The 19,942-nt window shown below is 44.7% G+C and carries 13 protein-coding genes and 1 tRNA gene; 2 read left to right on the top strand and 12 right to left on the bottom strand.

The features are described 5' to 3' along the window. Positions 1-96: 96 nt before the first annotated feature. The 5 genes from rarD (AAEY72_RS13580) to AAEY72_RS13560 all read right to left on the bottom strand — a co-directional run bounded on the left by rarD (AAEY72_RS13580) (position 97) and on the right by AAEY72_RS13560 (position 7,655). A complete protein-coding gene (gene rarD, locus AAEY72_RS13580; protein ID WP_352310958.1) occupies positions 97-1,167 on the bottom strand; it encodes an EamA family transporter RarD in 1,071 nt (356 codons plus the stop codon). A 239-nt stretch (positions 1,168-1,406) separates the two neighbouring features. Then, a complete protein-coding gene (gene rarD, locus AAEY72_RS13575; protein WP_352310956.1) occupies positions 1,407-2,477 on the bottom strand; it encodes an EamA family transporter RarD in 1,071 nt (356 codons plus the stop codon). A 142-nt stretch (positions 2,478-2,619) separates the two neighbouring features. Then, the gene (gene gyrA / locus AAEY72_RS13570; protein ID WP_352310954.1) at positions 2,620-5,403 is read right to left on the bottom strand and encodes a DNA gyrase subunit A; all 2,784 of its coding nucleotides are present in this window, start codon (positions 5,401-5,403) and stop codon (positions 2,620-2,622) included. 302 nt (positions 5,404-5,705) lie between these two features. Then, positions 5,706-5,885, bottom strand: a complete 180-nt coding sequence (locus AAEY72_RS13565) for a YdcA family protein (RefSeq protein WP_189580443.1) — start codon at positions 5,883-5,885, stop codon at positions 5,706-5,708. A 111-nt stretch (positions 5,886-5,996) separates the two neighbouring features. Beyond that, a complete protein-coding gene (locus AAEY72_RS13560) occupies positions 5,997-7,655 on the bottom strand; it encodes an alpha/beta hydrolase family protein (protein ID WP_352310952.1) in 1,659 nt (552 codons plus the stop codon). Between the two features lie 312 nt (positions 7,656-7,967). Here AAEY72_RS13560 and AAEY72_RS13555 point away from each other — a divergent pair, with 312 nt between their 5' ends. Continuing rightward, on the top strand, positions 7,968-8,879 hold the full coding sequence (locus AAEY72_RS13555; protein WP_352310950.1) for a methyltransferase domain-containing protein: 912 nt from the start codon (positions 7,968-7,970) through the stop codon (positions 8,877-8,879). A gap of 52 nt (positions 8,880-8,931) precedes the next feature. Here AAEY72_RS13555 and AAEY72_RS13550 read toward each other — a convergent pair whose 3' ends face one another. From AAEY72_RS13550 to AAEY72_RS13520, 7 genes are all read right to left on the bottom strand, one after another. Then, a complete protein-coding gene (locus tag AAEY72_RS13550; RefSeq protein ID WP_352310948.1) occupies positions 8,932-10,272 on the bottom strand; it encodes an ABC transporter ATP-binding protein in 1,341 nt (446 codons plus the stop codon). A 149-nt stretch (positions 10,273-10,421) separates the two neighbouring features. Continuing rightward, complete coding sequence (locus tag AAEY72_RS13545) at positions 10,422-12,110, bottom strand: ABC transporter permease (RefSeq protein WP_210540163.1); 1,689 nt, start codon at positions 12,108-12,110, stop codon at positions 10,422-10,424. Positions 12,111-12,286: 176 nt separating this feature from the next. Further along, positions 12,287-13,411, bottom strand: coding sequence for an extracellular solute-binding protein (locus tag AAEY72_RS13540; protein WP_189580428.1), 1,125 nt, complete (start codon positions 13,409-13,411; stop codon positions 12,287-12,289). A gap of 227 nt (positions 13,412-13,638) precedes the next feature. Continuing rightward, complete coding sequence (locus AAEY72_RS13535; RefSeq protein ID WP_352310946.1) at positions 13,639-14,415, bottom strand: 16S rRNA (uracil(1498)-N(3))-methyltransferase; 777 nt, start codon at positions 14,413-14,415, stop codon at positions 13,639-13,641. Continuing rightward, a complete protein-coding gene (locus AAEY72_RS13530; protein WP_352310944.1) occupies positions 14,412-16,061 on the bottom strand; it encodes a 3-deoxy-D-manno-octulosonic acid transferase in 1,650 nt (549 codons plus the stop codon). The genes AAEY72_RS13535 and AAEY72_RS13530 overlap by 4 nt, the downstream gene beginning before the upstream one ends. A gap of 132 nt (positions 16,062-16,193) precedes the next feature. Further along, positions 16,194-17,744 (bottom strand): tetratricopeptide repeat protein, encoded by a 1,551-nt coding sequence (locus AAEY72_RS13525; protein ID WP_352310942.1) that lies wholly within the window; start codon positions 17,742-17,744, stop codon positions 16,194-16,196. Between the two features lie 125 nt (positions 17,745-17,869). Further along, entirely contained in the window at positions 17,870-19,507 is a 1,638-nt protein-coding gene (locus AAEY72_RS13520) for a cardiolipin synthase (protein WP_502945383.1), read from the bottom strand. Positions 19,508-19,865: 358 nt separating this feature from the next. Here AAEY72_RS13520 and AAEY72_RS13515 point away from each other — a divergent pair. Next, positions 19,866-19,941, top strand: a tRNA-Val gene (locus tag AAEY72_RS13515). The last annotated feature ends 1 nt before the right edge of the window (position 19,942 follow it).

Here is a 19,942-nt window from a genome sequence, read left to right as displayed (position 1 = left end):
TAGCGTACTTAACGCGGCTTTGACACTACAACTGTGTAGAGTAGTTACGAAAAATAATGCCTGCCAAGTCAACTTTGGTTTTACAACAACCTCTACTTATTTGGCGTGGAGTACTTCTATTTTTCGCGTCATTTTGTCTATTTTTTGCTGATACTTCTTAATCTTACGAAAACGATGCGCAGCCAACACGCCTTTAATACGGCGATTTTCTAGGCGACGGCGTGGTGGGAAGCTGCCCACTTGTGGCTCATTGTAGCCATGTAAGCGGTCATCACGTTTGCGTCCCAAGTAACCCAGCGCACTATCAGCGATCATAATAAGCAATGCCACAAAAATCATGCTGTACATCAGCATGGATCCACCATCATGTAAGTTACGATCTAAAATTGCGATTGAGAATACGAACAAGAATATCGGCTCAAGGTAGCACAAAGTCCCAAATAAGGAGACAGGTAGCTTTTGGCTGGCGACCATCGTCAATGACATCGCAGCGGTGCTGATAATGCCTAATAACGGCAGCAGATACCAAAGCTTGTGGTTGGTTATCGCTACTTCAAAGCCACCATTCATATACAGCGCGACCAGTACAACGGGCAACAACAGCACAAGATCTGAGATAAGACCAGTAATAGGCGGCACTGCCAGCTTGCGACGTAGTAGATAGTAAGGAGGATAACCCAAGCAGACAAACAAAGTTGCCCAAGAGATAGCACCATATTCAAAGATATCATAAGCGATACCAAGACCCGCACATACAATGGCAGCCCACTGAAGTAAGCTCATATCCTCATTATAAAAAAATCGACCAACGACGATCATAATCATTGGATATAAAAAGTAACCCAACGTCACTTCAAGCCCCAAACCATTCACTGGCGCCCACATAAATATCCAGATTTGTGCGCCCAAAATTGGGGTGGGCAATATAAATAAAAACCACTCTTTGGCGTTTTTTAATGTTTTTAGATAGTCAAAAATATGCTGCCATTGTTTTAATACACTTACCAATAGCACCAAACTAAAAAACATCGTTAGCACGCGCCACGAAGCGACCTGCGTACCTGATAACGGTTGCAGCAGCAAGCTGAATAAGAACAGCAATGAGTATAAGAAATTTGCAGCCACAGCAGTGATCGTACCCTGCGAGGTTTGGTTAGTAGTCAGCATCACAGCAGCCTTTAGAGATTGGGGCACATCCTTGGCAATTTTAAAAAAAACAAAAGCCTCAGACGAGAACGTCTGAGGCTTTTGCATATAAGGTCGTCGCGCAATCCAAGATCAACGCTTTTGATATGTCGTGCTTATATCATGGGCAGCATTATGTCAAAGTCAGAATAGATAAGCAATGCCACTGTTCATCTACTGACTTAACTTCTGCCATGAGTCAATTTAATGCACGTAAGTGCTTATTTTAAATCAAGTTGCTCAATTTTTTGCTGTATCTTATTCATCTTTTTTTGGTAACGACGTATCTTGCGAAAACGATGCGCTTTTAGTACGCCATCGATACGCTGATTGATAAAATGGCGTCGCGGTGGGAAACCGCCTACTTGTGGCTCTCTATAACCATAAAGATGATCGTTACGACGACGAACCAGATAGCCTGTGGCACTATCAACCATCATGACCAGTAGCGCAAGTGTAATCATGCCATACATAAAGAGCGAACCGCCTTCATCAAGGTTTTGACTCAGAACCGTAATGGATAATACAAACAACAGCATCGGCTCTATATAGCTTAACGCGCCAAACAATGACACGGGCAGCTTACTACTCGCAATCATCGTCAGTGACATCGCAAGCGCACTCAAAGCACCAAGCAGCGGCAACAGATACCAAAACTTCATCTCTTGTGCCGCAACGTCAAAACCACCAGTCACATAAAGTATGATGAGCACTACTGGCGTCAGCAGAGTCAAATCAAACAACAGCCCCGTCACTGGTGGCACAGCAAGTGTACGACGCAACAGATAATAAGGTGGGTAGCCCAAGCACACAAACAGCGTCACCCAAGATACCGAACCATACTGAAAAATATCGTAACCGATGCCTAACGCTGCGAATAGTGCGGCTGCCCACTGTAGGACGCTCATATGCTCATGGTAAAAAAATCGACCAAGCACAATCATTACAAGCGGCAATAAAAAATAACCCAGCGTGACGTCTAGACCAAACCCATTAACGGGCGCCCACATAAACAGCCAGATCTGTCCACCTAAAATCGGTGCAGGCAATATAAATATCAACCATTCTTTCAGTGTCTTTAGCGTTTTTATATAATCAAAGACATGCTGCCACTGCTTGGTCAAACTAAGCAATATTACCAAACTTAATAGCATCATAAGGACACGCCATGATGCTACCTGTGTCCCCGTTAAGGGCAACATAAACAGCCCAAATACAAACATCATCGAAAATAAAAAACTCGATGATACCGATGCGACAGTTCCCTGAAAAGTTTGATTGGTCGTAAGCATAACAACAGCCTTAAAAATAGAACCTTATTTACATTATTGAGAAAAATGAGAATCAAAAAATAAAAACCTCCGACGATAACGTCAGAGGCTTTTTTTAGAACAATCATATAAGACTAGATCACAAAGCTAACTACTGAGACATTTATTCGCCGTCTAACTCATCATTATTTGCAATATCGATAGCATCATCAACTTCAGTTGCCGCATCGATGTCTATTTGCTCTTGGCCTTCTACATGCAACGTACCATCTTCTCTCATAGCATCAACTAGCTCATCATCGCTTTCTTCGTGCTCGACACGTGCCATAGCAACCAGTTTTTCATCTTTTGACAGACGAATCAGCGTGACACCTTGCGTATTACGACCAGAGCTAGCGACATGCTCAACTGGCGTACGCACCAACGTACCTTTGTCAGAGATCAAAATAATATCATCGGTAGAGTCAACCTTGGTGGCTCGTACTAACGCACCATTACGCTCACTGGTCTTAATCGCGATTACACCGCCACCACCACGATTTTGGGTATTGAACTCATCGATAAAGGTACGTTTACCGAAACCTTTTTCACAAGCGATTAGGATTTCGCGGACATCATCTTCGATAACGACCAATGATTTGATAAATTCATCAGCAGCCAGACGCATACCACGGACACCTTTCGCAGTACGACCCATCGCACGAGCATCATTTTCATCAAAACGAATGGCTTTGCCACTGGAAGCAAACAACATCACTTCTTGGCTACCATTGGTGATACGAGCACTGACTAATTTATCGCCCTCTTCTAATCCAACAGCAATCAAGCCGTTTGATCGAATATTGGCAAACTGCTTAAGCTCTACCCGTTTCACTGTACCATTAGCAGTTGCAAAGAATACAAAAGGTGGCTCTGCTTGATTGTTATCTTCTGATAACTCATCATCACCCTCTATTAAGGTGTCTGTTAATGATGTGTCACCTTTTACCGGTAGCTCTTCTACTATTTTTGGAATAGGCAAGATAGTTGTCACGGTTTCATCAGGATTCAACCCAATTAAATTCACCAATGGACGACCACGGGCACCGCGACTGGCAATCGGTACTTCAAACCCACGTAGGCTAAAGACGCGACCGGTATCAGTGAAGCACAATACTGTAGAATGCGTTGAGGTCACTACTAGATGATCAATCACATCGTCTTCTTTCATCGCAGTCGCAGATTTGCCTTTACCACCACGTTTTTGCGCGACATAATCATCAATTGGCTGGGTTTTTGCATAACCAGTACGAGAAACGGTCATGACTACGGTTTGCTCTGGGATAAGGTCTTCACGGTTAAAGTCCATACGTGAATCAATAATATCAGTGCGACGCTCATCACCGAAGTTCTCACGAATCTCAATCATCTCATTAGAGATAATGGTCATTAGCTTGTCAAAATCGCCAAGGATAGACTCTAAATGGGCGATTTCACGCAGTAAATCTTGGTATTCTTCGGTCAGTTTGTCTTGCTCAAGACCCGTTAGACGATGTAGTTGCATATCTAAAATAGCATTGACCTGTTCAAGCGATAAGCGATAATGCTCATTACCCTCAATCAGACCAAACGGTGCTTTTGGATCTTCGCCTTCGATGAATTCAGGACGTACTGATTGACTGCCAGCAGCGGTTAGCATCGCCACGACACTGCCTGAACCCCATGTGTTATTTAGTAAGCTCTCACGTGCCAAGCCGCGGTTTGCAGAAGCCTTAATCGCAGCGATAATTTCATCAATATTCGCCAGTGCAACGGTCAAGCCTTCAAGCAGATGACCACGAACGCGAGCTTTATTTAGCTCATAAATGGTCCGGCGCGTCACCACTTCTTGACGATGACGTACAAAAGCAGCGATTAATTGACGTAAGCTCAATAATTTTGGCTGACCATTATCGAGCGCCACCATATTGATACTAAAGCTAGACTCAAGCGGTGTTTGGAGGAATAAATTATTGACGATAACTTCAGCCGTCTCGCCGCGACGCAAATCAATGGCGATACGCATGCCGTCTTTATCAGACTCATCACGAATCTCAGTAATACCTTCGATTTTTTTGTCACGTACCAGCTCAGCGATACGCTCAATGAGCTTCGCTTTATTGGTCTGATAAGGCACTTCGGTAAATACAATGCGCTCACGATCACGGTTGACGCCCGTATCGCTCATCGCTTCAATGATATAGCGACCACGTATGTGCAAGCGGCCTTTACCCGTGCGATAAGCATCTAAAATACCTGCACGACCGTAGATGATACCGCCCGTAGGAAAGTCAGGACCAGAGATATGGGTCATCAGCTCTTCAGCTGATATTTGCGGATTTTCGGCATATGCCAAGCACGCATTAATAACTTCGGTCAGGTTATGCGGTGCCATATTGGTCGCCATGCCGACTGCAATACCAGTCGCACCATTGACCAACAAGTTAGGCACACGCGCCGGCAACACGCTTGGCATACGCTCAGAGCCATCGTAGTTGTCTTCCCAGTCGACAGTGTCTTTGTCGAGATCAGCCAGCATCTGATGGGTCAGCTTGGTCATACGTACTTCGGTATAACGCATAGCTGCCGGTGGATCATCGTCAATCGAGCCAAAGTTACCTTGACCATCAACCATCGGGTAACGTAAGCTAAAGTCCTGCGCCATCCGTACAATCGCATCATAGACCGCACTATCGCCATGCGGGTGATATTTACCGATGACATCACCGACCACACGCGCCGACTTCTTATAGGCTTTATTGTAGTCATTAGACAGCACGTGCATCGCATACATCACACGGCGATGCACTGGTTTGAACCCATCACGCACATCAGGCAGCGCGCGCGAGACGATCACGCTCATCGCATAATCCAAATAGGATTGCTTTAATTCATCCACGATGGCAATAGGACTGATCGAGTCGCTCATATACACTCCTTCACTCACATAATTTCTCTAAGGGTTGCACGCCTTAAAAAGGTTTAAGCTGATACAAAAATATAGCTGCACAAATGCGCAACTATGATTGTTATATCAACGCTAAAAAACACCTCAAAACGTGCAAAACCATAGGAAAATGGCGATACGGTTTTTGTTAAAAGTAATGTTGAATAAAAGAAGCTATTTTAGCACAAATTTGTTAATTTAGGGGGTTCTGACTGTCATTAAAATCAAGCAAAACAGCTCATTAGCGCAGGTTTTTGGATCCAGTAATATCCGCCGAAATATCTTTAATGACATACTCGCTTAGACTGGCTAATTTTGCCATTTTTACAGACGAATTTACCATCTTTTGAACAATGGGAAACGCCGCCCATCTTACCAGAGCAAGGCGTATTTTTTGCTTGTGCTTGACTCATAGGCAACAATACAAAGGTGAGCGCTAGCAAAGATAACATTATTGATTTCATTGTTTTATCCTCCTAAAAAGCAATTGTTTTATACATAAAAAAACTGCACTCAATGGGATGCAGTTTTTTGACATCATTCATCTGTAAATAACTTATTGCCGCTTGGTCATATTAAGTTCGGTTGGCACTGGCACTGAAGTCTTGCTTAAAGAATTCACGAGTGGCGTCAGTACAAGCACTAGCGACTAAACCACCATGATAGCTAGATAAGAGGCCAGCTCCAGCAGCGTCGACATTATTATTAAATCGCGACTGAATATTATCAATAGTATTGGTCATTAGCCAAGGGTTTGCTAATGCTGATTGACCTAAAGGCAGCAACGTCGGAATGCCACGACCCGCTTCATTTTCGTTGTCGACATCGAGAACAGTGACATTTAGGTTGGCTTGTTGCAGCTGAGCAGTCATTGCACCTGTATTTAAATCATAATATACCGTTGGATCACGATGACCACCACATAACAATGTTGGCATCTTTGGTACATATCCTCGTAAATCGTTGTCTTTTAGGGCTTTGCGAAGCTCGTTCTGTGGAGAAGCGGCTGGTATTCCAGCTGGTGTTGTTGCTGTCAAACCATCAGGATTTGCAAGCATATCTGTCACATAAGCGGCACGGAAGTCCGTCTTAATGAGATAGTTATCAGGAGAAAATCCTAAAAATGCAAAAGGTAGTGTACTAAAAGGTAGCTGATCAAGTACTGCATTGCCAGTAGATTTTGACTGGAACAGCGCAAATCCAGGCAGTTTATTATCCTCGACTAATTGCTCAAAACTTGAGTCACTTGGAAGGATAGTATTAGCATACTGGTCAGTGAAAATCTCATTAACATTATTATAAATGTTTGGATACTTTTTCTGTAATCCTGTCGTTAATAATGGCGCAAATCGCGTTGCACCAAGGTTAACGCTCCCTGTAAAGATAGCATCACCAAAGGCAGCCAAAGCATAAGGGCCTGATAAAGGCGCAATGGCTGTCACTGGTTTGTTTTGTGCTTCTAGCGCTCTAGCAGTAGCCATAGCAACATGACCGCCCTGCGAATATCCTGAAATATATAGCTCGCCTGAATCATCGATATTGGCGTAATTGGTATTTTTATCTCGTTTTTGTGCATCGATAACGATACGCGAGCTATTCAACGCATCAATCATATCAGCAGATTGCTGCTCAGCAACTAAGTACGGATGATAATCAAGCTCTGAATCATCATAGCCAGCATAGTTAGGGGCTACGACGATATAGCCTTGCGCGGCAAAGTTTGCTGCTATCAAGGTGGCTTCACCCGAGCCTGAATTTTGAGGATTGCCAACTTGGCTAAAGTCATAGCTTTTATCGGTAGTCGTACCATGAGCATATAATAATACTGGACGATCGCCCGAACAATCTGCACTCTCACCACTAGGCAGCATTAAAGCAGCAGTTGCATTGGTAACCTCGCCTGCTGACCCTACCGTTTGATAGGTGACTTTTTCTACTTTAATATCACACTTAGCATCAGGCGTACCAGCATTTTCCAATCCAGGAATACCATCTATTTGAGCAGTACTGAAAGCACTAATTGTCTCAACGCTAGTAGGAAAAATGACGGATGCTGTGTCGTTATCATCGTCGTCATCTCCACAACCGGTGAGTAGTAAAGCACTGGCAACGGCTACTGACAATAAGCAGCGTGACATCGTTGGTGTTTTGGTAGTGATAGACATGGATTGATAAGTAGGGGCAGATAAAGGGGCAGATAATTTGCCGCTGGTATCCGTGGTGGATTTGATCATGGTTGCTGTCCTTAGCAATGGTAAATCAGACGTTTGCTGAAATTTTTTGGCAGTAAATGCCGTTTAGTTTGGCAGCTTTTTTCATCAATGATTTGTATTAAGCACTTTTTAGCAAAATTTGCTCAATAGTTATTGTTTCTTAAACCTTACTATTTATACCGTAAAATTTTATGAAAAGCTACTGGAAAACATGCGCTGAGTGGCGTCTTTTACCTTATACGAAAAATTTTGTTGCCGTTAAAGCAGTTCTAGCTTAGCTTTAGTCTTTGTTGTACGATGTTCCAAATTTAACCCTCATACAGATATCACCCTATGCAAACCAGCAGTCAAAGCACGAAAGAAACCAACAGCCAATCGACAGATCTCACAAAAGAAACAGCGATGCAAGACGAGACGCGCACTGATCGTAGTTTTGATACGATTGCGGATTATTTTGAAAAAAAGGTCTACGGTGGTCTTAAAGGCGACATTCGACTGGCAGTATTGCGCCGTGATATCTTTGCCTATACAGCGCAGATGAGTAAAGAGCTTGGGCGACCTTTACGAGTTTTAGATGTGGGTGCAGGACTTGCACAGATTGCGATTGAGCTTGCGGCTCAAGGGCATAGCGTGGTCATCAATGACATCTCTGCCAATATGTTAGAGAAAGCAAAAGCGAGCGCAGCAGAAATCGATAGGAATCTAGATATACACTGGTATGTGTGCCCTTATCAGGAGATAGAGGATAAATTGGCAATCGATGAGTTGCAGAATAAAGACAGTATGGGTAAGAATACTGAGAACGCAGCTAAGTTTGATTTGATAATGTCGCACGCCCTACTTGAATGGCTCGCAGAACCAGCAGCGATTATGGACTTTTGTGATCGGCAGCTGGCTGAGCATGGCGCGCTGTCATTGTGCTTTTATAATCCAGCGAGCTTTGACTATCGTAATCTGATTATGGGTAATTTTAATCTGCTCGATAACACGGATTATAAGGCTGACACTAAAAAAAGCCTGACGCCTAATTATCCGGTCGCCAAAGAAGAAGTCGAATCTTGGCTCACCACACATCATTACCAAACCATTCTAACCAGTGGCTTGCGCGTGTTTCATGATTATGCACCGCTCAAGCGCGGTGGTCATAATGATCCTGATGCAGTCATACGTATGGAGCTGCGCTACTCACAACGAGAGCCGTATAAATGGCTGGGTCGCTATCTGCATATAATGGCAACTCGTTAAGTTGAGTAATCTGAATGATAACGAGCACCTAAATCATGATTTGCTATAACTGCTATCTGGCTTCTGCCACGCGCTCGGACCGATCGTACTCTGACCAAGTCGTCGCATTGATGTCTTTTTCATCAAAAACAACAACGTGCTCAAGTATCGGCAAAATCCCAATTTGCGAGCCAATCTCATGATTATGATGGCTGGCGACCAAGGATAAAACTGTCTGCCCATCATCGAGTTGCAAGCGATACAGATAATTGGCACCGCGAAAGACGCGCCCAATCACCAAAGCGGTCTGCGTACTATCATCATCATGGATTATATCGTCAGGGCGCACGAGCACCTTAATCGGTGTACCATTGGGATAATCGTACTCACAATACTGCGGCTGCCCTGACTCATCATAAACTTCCATGCGACGGTAAATATCACCTAACGCGGTCTCGACGTGACCTTCTTTGATAATGCCATCTATCATCGCCCCTTCACCGACAAACTCAGCGACAAACGGACTGATTGGCTCATGATATAGCTCGCTTGGTGTCGCCCATTGTACCAATCGACCTTTATCCATAACGCCTACTTTATCTGCCAGCGCAAAAGCCTCATTTTGATCATGAGTCACCAAAATAGCGGTGGTATTGGTACGTTTGAGAATATCGCGGACATTCATCGCCAATGACTCACGCAGTACCACATCCAAATTAGAAAACGGCTCATCGAGTAGCAAGAGTTTGGGATTGGGCGCTAACGCTCGTGCCAAAGCAACACGTTGTTGCTGTCCACCTGAGAGCTCATTGGGACGTTTGTCAGCATGCTCAGTCAATTCAACGAGGCTTAGCATCTCAGCCACGCGGGCTTTTTTGTCAGCCGCTGACCATTTATTGAGACCAAAAGCGATGTTTTTTGCCACGCTTAAATGCCCAAATAACGCATAGTCTTGAAACACCATGCCCATGCCACGTTTGGCTGGCGCGACGGCAAACGAGGTCGTTGGCGTCTGTTCTGTCAAGCGTTGGTTATTTAAGCCAATCGTGCCGCGACGACTTTGCTCTAGCCCTGCAATGGCTCGCAATGCCGTGGTCTTTCCGCAACCGCTATAACCCAAAAAGCAGCCAATCTCGCCTTGCTGTAAGCTTAGCGATAGTCCATTAACGATGATGGTATCGTCATAACCGACGATTAAATCTTGCACGCTAAAGTAAGGATTGGTGGTGATATTTGTCTCAGTATGTGCGGTAAAGTTAGCATCGTGCTTAGCGATATTATTATCCTGCATTTGGTAGAATTCATCTCTTGATACTAATGATTTTTTTACATTATCAGCGTGCACTTTCACTTTAGCTGTCGCCGACTGAGGATTGGCTGGGTCTGTTGAGTCTTTAATCAAGTCAGTATACATAGATGGTACCAGTAAGCGATTAATGAATAAAACCAATAAATAAAACGGTAAAAAATTATGGTACTAATGAAGGCTTAAGCGCGATCAACTCTGTCTTTAACTTCTCAAATAATAAACGGCAATGTCTTAAATAATAAACTGTTTTCAACTTATCCCTGCTTATCACTTTGGCGCAGCAGTATCCAAACGGGAATAAGACCGACCAACACAATCAGCAAACTTGGCAATGCTGCTCTGCCCCACATGCCTTCGCTGGTCATCTCAAACACCCGCACCGCTAGCGTATCCCAGCCTTGCCGACGTGTCATCAAAGTGATCGGCATCTCTTTCATCACTTCGACAAAACCCATCAATAAAGCAGTTAGCACCCCAGGGCTGAGTACAGGCAACATCACTTGCCGCCAACGTTGATAAGGGCTGTCACTCAGTAGTTTAGCAGCCGCTTCCTGATTGACAGTCAGTCGCTGTAACTGCCGATCGACTGGCTGAAAACTTACCGTCATAAAGCGCGTCGATAAGGCAAGGAGCATCACGATCACACTACCCGACAGCACTTGCTCTGAGGTCACACCGAACGCAATCAGCTGATTGTCTATCCAAGCAATTGGGATAAATATGCCAACAGCCAGTACTGTACCCGGTACAACATAGCCTAGATTGGCTAAAGTCGTCATAAGCTTGGTTGATTTATCAGGATATTGCCGTTTGATCCACGCAATAATAATGGCTAAAAAAGCAATGAAAATGGTGGTCATGCTCGCAATCATGAGACTGTTGGTGACAAAATCAATATAACGGGCGTCAAAATCTTGGCGAAAGTTCAATGCGGTCCAATAGATCAACTGCAAGAACGGTATTAGGAAAGCCAGCAAAAACACCAGTGTACATAGGAATGTCATGGCCAGCTTAGCAGACGCGCTGGCTTCAAAACGCTGATTGCTGCCTTGGGTAACTATATTACCGCGTTTGGCTTGCCAATACTGCTCAAACAATACGACGATAAATACCACACCGATTAATAAAGCGGCTAATTGTGCGGCAGTCGTTAGACTAAAAAAGCCAAACCAAGCCTTGTAAATAGCCGTTGTAAAAGTGTCTACATTGAAGACCGAAACCGCACCAAAGTCCGCAAGCGTTTCCATACTGGCGAGTAACAAGCCGCCAATTATCCACGGCAACGCTTGCGGTAATGCCAAGCGAAAAAACACGCGACTGCGGCTTAAACCAAGCATTTGACCCGCTTCAATCGCCCGCCTGCCTTGTGACAAAAAGGCCTGACGCGCTAGCAAATAAACGTAGGGATAAAATGCCAATGACAATACCAAACCTGCGCCCCAGACATTGCGTACTGACGGAATGGCTGTATCGATGCCTAACTCTCGTAAACCTGTCTGTAGCGGTCCACTAAAATCAACAATACCGACGGTAACAAATGCCAGCACGTAAGCTGGTATCGCCAGCGGTAGCATCAGCGCCCACGAAAAAAAGCGCTGTCCGGGAAAGCGATACATGCTGGTGATCCAAGCAAGTGCGGTGCCGATACTGCCAGAGATAACCGTCACCATCACCAATAAAATCGCGGTATTTTTGAGGACTTGTGGCAGCACATACTCGCGCATGTGCGTCCAGATGTCTGCCACTGGCTGCGTCCATGACAGCAGGACGATGAGAATTGGTACCAGCATAAACAACGAAATCAGTCCTAAGACTGATTTTGAGAGGATGCGTTTGCGAACGGCATGGTCTTGACTAACAGCCAAACTACTATGGTCACTGCCATTGTTATTGTCGTTGGCTGTCTTGTCTTGACGAACAGACGCATTTGGCGTTGTTATCATATAATTATTACCATGTCATACGCATAGAGATCCCGATCTAATTCGCCTATCGCACACCCAAAAACGCCATTTTTTCTGTCAAACTTGCTCAGCTTACTGTTCCGCTTACTAAGAGTCATGCTGACATTTATCTGATGGCTACTGTCATTTTTTGGGCGTGGTTGGCTTGTGATACTCTATTTATAACCTGCTTTGTCCATCATTTGAATCGCTTGGGTTTGACGCTCGCCAAACTTTTGCACGTTGATATCATCTTTTTTGAATTCGCCCCACGATCTGAGCATATCTGACTCATCAACGCCTTCTTTGACTGGATATTCTTTATCAGAGCTGGCATAGAGACCTTGGGCTTTATCCGAAGACAACCATTCCATTAATTTGAGGGCGCCATCAGGATTGTCTGATCCTGTCACCACACCTGCTCCAGAAATATTCACGTGGGTACCAGTAGTGCCTTGGTTTGCCCAAAAGACTTTGACAGGAAAATCAGGCTGCTCATCGAGCAAGCGACCATAGTAGTAGCTGTTAGACAAGCCCACTTCACACTGACCGGCAGCGATAGCTTTTAGCATGCTAGTGTCATCACTAAAGACGTCAGTGGCTAAATTATCTACCCAACCACGAATGACGGCTTCGGTTTTTTCTTCGCCTAAGTTTTCAATCATACTGGCAACCAATGACTGGTTGTATACAGAGTTTGAGGTGCGCAAACAAAGCTTGCCTTTCCATTTTGGATCCGCCAAATCTGCATAAGTGGATAACTGGTCGGCGCTGACTTTACTTGGGTCATACATGATAGTACGGGCACGTAATGACAGACCTGTCCACTGACCTTTTGGATCACGATATTTTGCAGGGACATTGGCTTCTAATACCGTCGATGCCACTGGCTGGAGCAATCCTTGTTCTGTAGCTTGCCACAAATTACCCGCATCTACAGTCAATAGCATATCCGCTGGCGTATTTTGACCTTCCGCTTGCAAGCGTGCCATCAATGGACCACTTTTATCAGTGACCAGTTCAATTTTGACACCTGTTTCTTCTGTATAGCGGTCTAGCAAAGGCTTGATCAGCTGCTCGTTACGTGATGAGTAGATCGTAATCGTTTGTCCTTCAGCACTCGTCGCGCCATCGTTAGCCACTTCTTGCTCGCTACTAGCTGGCGCCGCTTCAGCATCAACGCTTTCTTCTGGCGTAGAGGAATTACTACAACCCGCAAGCCCTAGCATCATGCCAAATACGGCAACAGGTAAAGTGAGCTTGGTAGAAGGTAAATTTGCGCTGAAAGCTTTCAATGACATGGTTTTCCCCATAATGGTGCTACGGATAAGTGAGAGAGATAAACAACATTACTCATTAAGAGTAATAAGAGCATATTAGTTGAAAACAACATACTAATAGAAATGAGATTAATTATCAATACATTTATTTAACTGGATAAACTGGTGCTTGTTTGGCTAAATCATTGCTTTTAAAATACAATTTCAAAAGCAATGATTTAGCCAAATAGTGTTCGCTCAACACTTTTTTATAACAGCCATTGCCCCAAAATCACATTGACTGCCGCTTCAGTACGCAATATGCGTGGACCTATGTGTACTGCCTGACAGCCTTGACTGGCAAGTAGCTCAATCTCATAGTCGATCCAGCCCCCTTCTGCGCCGATACAAACGAGACTGGGCAAGGAGGTGCTATTAGCTGAGTTGGTTTCTACGAGCGATGGCGTAGTTTGCTCTTGCTTTGCTAGCACTTGCTGCTGCACATATTGCGAAAATGACAGATCGCTGTAAGGGTGCGCGACAATAGCGCGGTTGGTGATTAGACTTGCCAGCTCATCCTCGACAAAGGGTTTAAAACGCTTTTGCAAAGTAATGCGCGGGGCAACAGTATCCACTCCTTGTTGTAAGCCTTCTAGTACGAACTCATCGAGGCGACTCAACATCGGACTTTGCCAATAGCTCTTTTGCGTGCGATAGCTATTGATAAGGATAATATCGCGCACACCAAGCGCCGTCATATCCATTATCAAGCGGCGCAGCACTTTTGGACGTGGTAATGCCAAGATGACCGTCAGATTTAACTTAGCAGGTGGCACAACTGACAATTGGACATCACCTAGCTGAATACGGTGAGCAGCAATCTCCTCAATAATCGCTGTACCAAGATTACCACCGAGTTGCCCAATTTTGAGGGTATCTCCCACTGCTGCGGTCAACACGTCATTGATATGGTTAATTTGCGATAGATGATTGATTGTCGCAGAATCTTGCGAAAAGTTTTCGGCAGGCAGTAATAGACAGTTCATAGCGTCTCTTGGTTTGAGTGTTGCTCAATCACCTTTTCGATCATGGCAAATTGGCGCGTTAATACTGCTTGCTGCTGTACGGTCATCTGCTCGCCAGCTTGCCCTGCTTGTTTGGCTAATGGCGGATGGCTAAGCCAGGACTGTAGCTGATCATAAATGAGCGCCGTATCGTTAGCAGCTAATGAGGACTTATTGCGCGAGGATTTTTGCTTACCCTTTATTTCTGAACTACTGATATCTGAATTGGCGATATTTTCATTATTGGTAGCAACATCCTCTATATTAATTGGACGATAAAACGTATTGTTTGGCTGATATAACGCGCCCACACTCGCCAGCTTATCGACCACACTTTGACACGATTGGGTTTGGCGTCCCATTAGCACCGGTGTTGCCACACTCGCTGGCTCAACTGGATTGTGTCCGCCCACATCGACCAACGAACCGCCCACCAACGCCACATCGGCTAGCGTATACCATGTCATCAGCTCGCCCATGCTATCTGCTAAATAGACTTGCGTGTCCGTATTGATCGCTTCTTCGTTACTGCGCCGTGCCATTATCAACGTGCTGTTTTGGATAAGCGTCGCCACTTCATCAAAGCGTTCAGGATGTCTGGGCACGATAATCAACAGCGTGTCTGCCAGCGCTGGGTTGGACAATAGCTGCTCTTGCAATGACAGAGAGATGATTTCCTCGCCGCTATGGGTGCTGGCCGCGACCCAAATAGGACGATCCGCTATTCCCAACTCGACGGCAATACCGCTCTTTTGCTTTTGTATAGTGGCACACTCATGTTCTTTCTTAGCAGCGTTGCTATCAGTCGCTTGTACATCATCAGTTTTGTTATCAATCGTTTCATTATTAAGCACTGGGCTATTAATGACCCACTTGAGTGAGCCCGCCACCCGAATTTGCGCACTATGAGCACCCAGCTGACGAAAGCGTTTGGCAGACTCATTGTCTTGCGCAATAATTAACGTCAGGTTTTTCATCATACTGGCGCTGACAGCAGCGATTTTTTGATAGCTTGTAAAAGAACTGGCTGATAGACGACCATTGACTAAGATGCTCGGAATACGATGTTCGGACAGCTTGGTTAAAATATTCGCCCACAGCTCGGTCTCTACAAATAAGGCCGCAACTGGCTGCACGTGCGCTAAAAACGTTTCAATAACAGCGGGGCTATCTACAGGTACGTAGCTATGGCTAAGCCGACCCTGAGCAATGTCAGCAGCGAAACGGCTAGCACCGCGAGCGAAACCCGTCTGCGTGGTATTGGTCAGCCAAATCTTATAACCATGCGCCAATAGCATGTCTAGCAACGGCGCTACTGTATTGGTCTCACCTAAAGACACCGCGTGGCACCAGATAACGTTATTATTCATCTCAGCTTTATGGTTTATTTCAGCTTTGATATCAGCTGTTGGCGCTGCAGGATAGTGCTTGCCAAAACGCTGCGCCACTTCTTGCTGATAGTTGTCGCGCTCGTGTGAGCGTCGCCAAACCTGTAGGCGATATAGCGGCTTGAGTAAGCCAATGATACATTGATAATAAAAGGGTGGCTGATACACCGCTGGACTGTACAACGCGGTAGATGAAGACGCGGTGGTAGAGGGTTTGGATGGCGTAGGAGAAGATGGCATAGAACAGCCCAGATTAGTAATGGATCAGATAATACCATTCTCAAAAAAACTGATGGTAAAAAACGCGACAATTCTACCTGAATTTTCTGCTTAATAATAAGCTTTTACGCAGTATGAGCTAACAAAAATCGTTTAGACAATAATTAATATTAACACCGCCACTACTAGCACTACCGCCAGTAATAATTGGTAGCGCTTAATACTGTGTTGCTCTTGCTTTTGTGTCGTTATCAACGCTTGCGCTTGCTGCCACTGTGCCACCAAACTGGCCGCTTCCACGTGACCGTTTTGGGCAGCTTGCTCTAACCAATATTTACCGTTATTAATATCTTGCACGACGCCAACCCCTTGGTAGTACATCTTACTGAGTAAGCGCTGCGCTCGGCTGTCGTCTTTGCTAGCGGCTTGCTTAACCCATTCAACACCTGCCTCTATACCAGCATTTTTATCAATCACCAAGCCTTCACCGAGTAGCTCATACATCGCCAAACGCAGCATAGCAGCGCTATTCCCGACATGCGCGGCCTCTTGTAGTTTCAACAACGCTTGCTTTTTTGCCGCCAGATGATTCTCTGAAAAGTTAATTTGCGCACGCGGTTTAGATTGCTTGGCAACATGCTGTTCAAACTGATCCAAAACTTTACGGGCTTGCTGATATTCAGCATTGCCCGCAGTTTGCGGCCGTTCAATCTCATCTAACTCTATGAGTAATTGGCTAAAAATTTCTGTGGTTGGTGAGGGTTTGACAGAAGTAGCTAACTTAGTTTGCGTTAATGCCGGTTCCAATTTAGACAGCTCAGGCTTTATCTCACCTTGTTGTTCATTCGATAAGTCTTTATTTGCCAGTGGATCGGCTATCATTTGCGAAACAGTAGCTTCATTCAAAGCATTTTTATTCAAAGCAGCTCTATTCAGATCATCTGCTGATGTGGTGGTTGTATTCTGCTTTATCAAAGAGTCTACGCTAGTGCCCACTGTCTGAGAATTAGATTCTATGCTACTTGAGCCTAAATCCACTTGAGAAGCCATGCGAGCAGCCACGTTAGATTTATTGTCTTGAGTGATAATGGTAGACACGTAATCATTGCCAGCGACTGGCAGTCTGGCACTAACCGCTTGATACAAGCCACTAGCAACTTGCCCGCCTTGTACCGCGACAAAGGGTCGATCGACATGACCAAACAAGCGCAAGCCTATCGGTTCTAGGGCAAAAAATATTGGTAAGCTGGCACTGTCATTAATATTAGCATTGGCACTGTCATTAATATTGGCACTATTATTCTCACTATATAACACTGCCATATGCTGATAAAAATCATCGGTGCTCAGCGACCATATTGGATAACGTTTGCGCAGCTCGAATTGACCATACCAATGCGGCGTATTTTGCCATTGCTGCGCCAATACTTGTCCGGCATAAAATGCCAAAAACATCATAAGATTACGATAGCGTTCATCCGTTAACAGCGCATCTTCATCCCAATTACCCATTTTAATCAGATCACGGCGTATCTGCGATAGCAAAGTATCTACTCGCTGTAAGCTCGACAGCGACTCATCCAAAGTGCAATCACGCAACTCCGCTTCATAGGCAATGCCACCTGCGATAGGGCGTCCCGCTAAGAAATCTTGCCAATAGCCTGCGGCGATATAATCCAGTGGTGTTAGAGGCGATGCAGACATAAGACCAGCGTGTCCTTTTACAGTTTAATAGGTAATGAATAGGATGACATCGTTATGATGGCGACAGTAATGCAATGTGTAGATAGTTTACCTTAGCCTAAAATTCAAATAGCTACAATAAATCGCTACAATAAAGGACTAAACAAGCGTACCACATTATCAAACAAACGCTCATAGCCTGCGCGCTGCTGCCATTCTGCTAACGTTAAAAAATAACAGCTCTGTAGATAAGTCTCTTGACAGTTAGCAATTTGAGCGACCATTTCAGGGGTATAAATCGCCAAGCTGACTTCCATATTGAGATAAAAACTGCGCATATCAATATTTACCGTACCAAACAGACAATAATCATCATCGATCACCACGGTTTTAGCATGTAGCAGCCCGCCTTTAAATAAGGCAATGGTGACGCCCGCCTGCAATAACTCTTCATAATACGCTTGTGACGCATGCTGCACTAAAAACGAATCGACCTTTTCGGGAACGATAATCGTCACCTCTACCCCGCGCTTAGCCGCGATCGTCAGCGCACTTGATAGCGCCTCATCGGGTACGAAGTATGGCGTAGTAATACAAATGCGTTTATTAGCACGATGAATAACCGTCACCAAGGTATTATAAATAACATGCGCTGTTACCTGCGGTGCCGAAGGTATCAACTGCGCGATCACGCCTTCTATTACAGGCATCTGTGGTATGACTATCGACATTGAGCCAGTATGTAGCGGCTCATCAGCATCGATACTATCACCCAAAAATTTTACCCGACTGTTGATGTCATTGATAGTCGGATCCATCACATATAGCTTGCGGGTATAGTTATTGATTCGCTGGTTGAGCTCGTCTAGATTGTTGTTATTTTCAGCGCCAATATCGGTGACCACAACTTTTGCCATCGCCGTCGCTATACTGATGGTACGGTGGCTCACACTACGTATCGCCACATCGATCCATTGTCCGACATTTTTATTTTGTTTAAAAAACTTAGGATCGACCAAGTTAAAGCTGCCGATATAACCAATATATTCATCAATGACCACCATTTTTCGGTGATTACGCAGATCTGAACGTTTAAATAAGGTCTTGAACAAGCCTACTGGTAACGACTGATGAACAAAGGCACCTGCTTGCTCTAATATTCGGTGCTCATTGCTATTAAAAAACCTAAAACTACCAACACTATCAGCCAATATATGACACTCAACCCCGCGCTGTACGGCAGCGACCAACGCCTCTATCACCTCTACCACCTGCCCCTTCGGATAGATGATATAAAACTCCATCAAGATGATGCTCTTTGCTGACTCAATATCATCGATCAAACGCTTAAAAATAGCACTGGGCGCGGTTAATAGCTGCATTTGATGATCGGGGAACACCCCAAACCCTGTCCAGCGTGTCCCTATTTGGCTGACACCTCGATAGTTGTCAGGCAACAAATCTTGCCCTTTATCAAAGACCAAATGCTCCCGCTTTGCCATCTCATTCATCAGCAGACTGGCTTGATCCATGCGTTCACGATAGCGACGTCCGATCATTGGCTCACCGAGCAGTATGTAGGCAATTAATCCTACGACAGGCAAGGTATAGAGAACAGCAACCCAAGCGATCGATACGCCAATATTGCGCTGTACCGATACAATCCGTAGTGTCATTAAAATCATGAGCACGACATGTAATATCAGCCCCAATTCTGCAAAGTCACCCAATGACCATGTCGTAAAGTACTTTTCAATAGCAAAAGTGTCTATGCCTGCCTCCATCAACCAATCAGTCAATTAATACAAATCAAATTATCCAATACCTGCACGTGCCACAAAGCATTATCAGTATAGTAGCTTTTGGCGCGCACACAATAGGTAACTATGTACCCACCATATGGGCTGAACAAGTCTTAATGTCGCTGACGTAAAAGAAAGATAATTATTAATTTATAAAATATATGAAATAACGTTTGACAGGCATATGTAAATCTATATAATACACACCCACAGCAAGGGGACTTAATTAAGTTCTATGTTGTTAGAATTTTTATTAATTTAGAGTGTGACAACTTTAAATGTTAAGACTTCTATAAGATTCCCTTTAAGGAATTTTAACTTGCGAAGCTAACGCTTCTCAGGGTGATTAGCTCAGTTGGTAGAGCGTCTGCCTTACACGCAGAATGTCGGCGGTTCGAATCCGTCATCACCCACCAC

The organism is Psychrobacter sp. W2-37-MNA-CIBAN-0211 (genome assembly GCF_040309405.1).
GTDB lineage: Bacteria > Pseudomonadota > Gammaproteobacteria > Pseudomonadales > Moraxellaceae > Psychrobacter > Psychrobacter glaciei.
This window is presented reverse-complemented; position numbering and strand designations above follow the sequence as displayed.

Bases quoted from the DNA above. Each gene is read 5' to 3' on its own strand.
- AAEY72_RS13545 (WP_210540163.1), bottom strand. From the start codon at position 12,110: ATGATAACAACGCCAAATGCGTCTGTTCGTCAAGACAAGACAGCCAAC.
- gyrA (WP_352310954.1), bottom strand. From the start codon at position 5,403: ATGAGCGACTCGATCAGTCCTATTGCCATCGTGGATGAATTAAAGCAA.
- AAEY72_RS13520 (WP_502945383.1), bottom strand. From the start codon at position 19,507: ATGGAGGCAGGCATAGACACTTTTGCTATTGAAAAGTACTTTACGACA.
- AAEY72_RS13555 (WP_352310950.1), top strand. From the start codon at position 7,968: ATGCAAACCAGCAGTCAAAGCACGAAAGAAACCAACAGCCAATCGACA.
- rarD (WP_352310956.1), bottom strand. From the start codon at position 2,477: ATGCTTACGACCAATCAAACTTTTCAGGGAACTGTCGCATCGGTATCA.
- AAEY72_RS13525 (WP_352310942.1), bottom strand. From the start codon at position 17,744: ATGTCTGCATCGCCTCTAACACCACTGGATTATATCGCCGCAGGCTAT.
- AAEY72_RS13550 (WP_352310948.1), bottom strand. From the start codon at position 10,272: ATGTATACTGACTTGATTAAAGACTCAACAGACCCAGCCAATCCTCAG.
- AAEY72_RS13535 (WP_352310946.1), bottom strand. From the start codon at position 14,415: ATGAACTGTCTATTACTGCCTGCCGAAAACTTTTCGCAAGATTCTGCG.
- AAEY72_RS13560 (WP_352310952.1), bottom strand. From the start codon at position 7,655: ATGATCAAATCCACCACGGATACCAGCGGCAAATTATCTGCCCCTTTA.
- AAEY72_RS13565 (WP_189580443.1), bottom strand. From the start codon at position 5,885: ATGAAATCAATAATGTTATCTTTGCTAGCGCTCACCTTTGTATTGTTG.
- AAEY72_RS13540 (WP_189580428.1), bottom strand. From the start codon at position 13,411: ATGTCATTGAAAGCTTTCAGCGCAAATTTACCTTCTACCAAGCTCACT.
- AAEY72_RS13530 (WP_352310944.1), bottom strand. From the start codon at position 16,061: ATGCCATCTTCTCCTACGCCATCCAAACCCTCTACCACCGCGTCTTCA.
- rarD (WP_352310958.1), bottom strand. From the start codon at position 1,167: ATGCTGACTACTAACCAAACCTCGCAGGGTACGATCACTGCTGTGGCT.